Annotated in this window: 4 protein-coding genes; 2 read left to right on the forward strand and 2 right to left on the reverse strand. The window is 57.5% G+C overall.

The window, feature by feature from the left end; all coding sequences use genetic code 11:
• Positions 1–1,186 precede the first annotated feature (1,186 nt).
• Entirely contained in the window at positions 1,187–1,489 is a 303-nt protein-coding gene (locus AUR66_RS19210; RefSeq protein ID WP_058573716.1) for a DUF7526 family protein, read from the reverse strand.
• Positions 1,490–1,507: 18 nt separating this feature from the next.
• A complete protein-coding gene (locus AUR66_RS19215; RefSeq protein ID WP_058573717.1) occupies positions 1,508–2,323 on the reverse strand; it encodes a hypothetical protein in 816 nt (271 codons plus the stop codon).
• Positions 2,324–2,609: 286 nt separating this feature from the next.
• On the opposite strand from AUR66_RS19215, the gene AUR66_RS19220 reads away from it, so the two are divergent.
• Positions 2,610–3,260 carry a helix-turn-helix domain-containing protein gene (locus tag AUR66_RS19220; RefSeq protein WP_058573718.1) on the forward strand — a complete coding sequence of 217 codons (651 nt, stop codon included), beginning with the start codon at positions 2,610–2,612 and terminating at the stop codon, positions 3,258–3,260.
• Positions 3,261–3,373: 113 nt separating this feature from the next.
• Entirely contained in the window at positions 3,374–3,631 is a 258-nt protein-coding gene (locus tag AUR66_RS19225) for a HalOD1 output domain-containing protein (protein ID WP_058573719.1), read from the forward strand.
• Positions 3,632–3,784 lie beyond the last annotated feature (153 nt).

Here is a 3,784-nt window from a genome sequence, read left to right on the forward strand (position 1 = left end):
CGAACAGAGTGAGCGACTGAGATTCAACATCCCTCCGGCCCCATACTTTCTACCGCGAACCACACGGCGAGCACCTCGTGTGCTCGCCACTCGTGAGCGGGTGTAATATGAACAGAGGTGGATTTGAACCAGGGAGCGAACGCAGTGAGCGACCGAGGTTCAACATCCCTCCGGCCCCACTTCTACGAGGACTATCATCGGCCGCGACGGCGAGGAGCACGCCCCGAACGGCGGCGGTGTCGATATGGTCGCACTAAAACTGCCGGTGCAGCGAATCCTCGACGAGACTGCAATACGAACCCGAGACGGGAGAGATGTGGCGGTGCTCGAAGTGCAACTTCGGGACGTACAGCAAGCGTGCGATGGCTCGTCACTTCGTCAATGACGGAGTAGACGACCCGGAGAGTGCGGAGCACTTGTTGCACGTAGAGGATTACTACGGCCGAGACAGGTGCTGTATGCGACATCCCGCGAAATAGTCTGAAACAGCGTGTCTAACTCCCCAATCTGTGATACTTTATTGAGGTCGTGCTGAATACAGAGCGCGAGTCGGTCACCGGATGTGGTAGGTTCGTCGGTTTTGAATGACCAGTAAACAGAGTCTCTGAACTGGATAAAAGGTTACAATAGTCTGTCGTGAACGGAGGGTATGGATTTGAGTAGCGTGAACTGGAAAGTAGGCTTGGTTTTCGTTACTCTCGGTGTGATTGGAATCATAACTACTACCGGGCCGATGCCTAGCGGGGCGGTGATGGCTGCCCATGAATCGGTACTAAGACAAACGCAACTTGAGGCAGTAGTCAGACTGGTATCGTGGGGGCTGACTATTTTAGGAGGGTTGATGATGACCGCAAACTTACTGAACCAGTGAATATATCGGCTAATTCAGTTGGTCTGTGGCGAAACAAAGAATAACCGTCTGCTAAACTCGTCCTCTGTATATGTCACGCGGTTCGTGTCACATTCTGAGGCGTTCGCCATGGTCTCTCACTAAATATCTGTGCTGTCGGTGGCGCTGATAAGAAATGTTATCCTGAAGACTGAGCGTACTGAAGAAAACAACGCCAGCAAAAGTACCGGTTTCCCACCCATCGACCACCTGTACGAGTGAGAGTGGTGGGTACTCACTCACCTGCCCTGCGTGCCAGCCACGATTGAGATGGCAATACAGCCATCCTCGATGAAACTAGTGCGTGTCGCGTCCAACGGATGCCGTGACGTAGACGCCGGCCATATCCGTCTCCTCGACAGTGAGTGTCAGTTCGTCGTCCTCGTGGACACGCTGGTCAGTCACGACGGTCACCGCCTCGATTGGGTCGCGACGGATGAACGCCCAGACGAGGTCGAGGAACGAAGGGTGTCCGCCGCGTCGGAGGACGACTACGTAGCGCGACTCGGCTAACTCGTGGAGACCGGGCGTCAGGTCTTGGTCGTCCAGTTCGTCCGGTGGGACGACGTGCAGGACTGTGCCCTGAATCGTTTCGGTCATACTACCACGTGGCCTCGCTCACAAGATAACCTCGCACGCTGGCAACAACTCCCGTTCTGTCCGGTCCGCTTCGCGCCCCGCGTCGACCAACATTGGCTCCGAAATCGGTTCGTCGAACCGATTCGGGTCCGGTTCGACAGACGTCAGCATCGAGGAGAAGGCAGACTTTCGCCGGCCACCCGCGGAGACGATGCCACCGTACTTTCGTTCCTCGAACGGAGTCTCGTCGGGGTTGGGAAACTCCTCGCGGATAAGTTGCGCAGTCTCGTGGACGTATTCTGCGGCCTCGCGTTGCGAATACTGACTCTCGTTGTAGTACGTCTCGGCGTGCTCGTCGTCCAGTTCTTCGGTGGAGTGTTCGGGTGATTCGTAGACGACTGACTCAGTCGTCTTGTAGCCACTGGCGAACCGGACGTTCACGGTGAAGCTATCGGGGTACCGGAGGATGAGCGGGAAGAACAACATATCGGTGATGGTCGTTCGCTCTTGAATCCGCCAGAGGCCCTCCATGTAGTACGCGGTGAGCCTCCCGGTTCTGTCGTCTCGTTCGCCCCGGTGGTACGCCATCGCAACCTCTGCGTACTCCTCGCCGGCGATGTGACGGAGTCGACGTTTGAAACTCGTCGCGACACGGTCGAGTTCCGCCTCGTAGGCGGCCAGTAAAGGAACGTCGGGGTCCGCGAGCATCTCCGCCCGTTGCTCTCGGGCGTCAGCAACGTTCATCATGTTCTCGTAGAACACGCGCTCGGCCTGCTTCGTCGAGAGCGGCGTTCGGACCGCAGTGTGATACAGGATACCTGCATCACCGGTAAATCGGTCCCGACGCTCGGTCATGAACGTTGTCTCGGGTTGAGAGTATATATTTCGAGGGGTCACAGGAGTCGGCACGTCCCGACACAGTGTGGTGGCGTGCTAATCTGTCTCGGATAATACATAAATAGACTGATGACGAATAGTTGATTGCTGCTGTCAGAGGCACGCCCCCTCGTTAGACAGTCTGGTCCAAAACTGTCTTCCCCACATTTCTCACCGAAAACACTGTCGTCGTTCGATACCGTGACACTGTCAGAATACGACTCGTCGGCGCGGATACAAGCACCCTCGCGTCGAAACGCGAAGTATGGTGGTCTACGCCGAGCTTACGATTCCCGCCGACGGGTTTCGAATCGGGAGGGCGTTCAGTAGCCTCCCCGACGTTCGGGTCGAACTGGACCGGGTCGTTCCGACGATAGATGCCGTGGTTCCGTTCATCTGGGTTCGGGGCGCATCTCCGGCGGACGTCGTTCGCGTGACTCGTGAACAGGGTGCTGTCCGAGAGATTTCGGTACTCAGTACGCACGACGAGCGAACGCTCTATCGCGTCGTGTGGAACCGCGAGTTCAACGATACGATGGTCTCGATAAGCGACTCGGAACTCGCGTTGTTATCTGGAAGCGGAACGGCAGAGCAGTGGCACTTCGAGTTCCGAGGCGGGAGTAAAACACCGCTCTCTGCGTTCATCACGGAACTCAGAGAGGACGGCATCCCGATTCGGGTGGTCAGACTCGCAGAGGATCGACCGAAGGGAGATGGTCGCGAGGACCGCCTCACCGAACCGCAGTACGAAGCAGTACAACTCGCGTACGAACGAGGCTACTTCGACGACCCACGAGGTAGTAGTCTCGACACACTCGCCGCCGAGGTAGGCGTCTCCCGGCAGGCGTTCAGTGGACGACTCCGACGAGCGTTCGCGACACTCACCGAAGACGTCGTCGACGACTACCCTGAGTAATCACCCACTTTCCCTCGACGCTTCGACGTCACACTGACTACTGCACCCCCTGAAAAAGCCTCTTACATAGGTAAGAGGAACGCTAACCCGGTCAGGTACTGAACTAGCCGACGATGCCAGAATCAACGTCGCAACACAAGGTCCCCCCGCAACACGGTGTCTCCGCAGCAGTCGTCCGAGCAGTTGCCGACAGGGAAGGCGTCGACCCTACCGACTTGAACCCACAACTGTACGACGCAATCGACCCAGACGCACTCGATACCCTCCTCTCGGCGACTTCGACTGACGCTCGGTCGTCCGTGACAGTCGTGTTCGAATACGCCGGGTACGATATCGTCGTCGGGTCTGACGGGACCCTAGCCGTGAATTGAACAGGGGCACCGTCGCTCACCTTCCAATCGTCGTCGCACACTCCCGCGTCGGACGAACCGACCTGTGGCGGAAGCATCATTGCTCAACGACTCGTCGGTCCGGTAATGGAACTCGTCTCCGTCGCTGCTCTCGCCGAGAACAACGTCATCGGT

The organism is Haloferax profundi (assembly GCF_001469865.1).
GTDB lineage: Archaea > Halobacteriota > Halobacteria > Halobacteriales > Haloferacaceae > Haloferax > Haloferax profundi.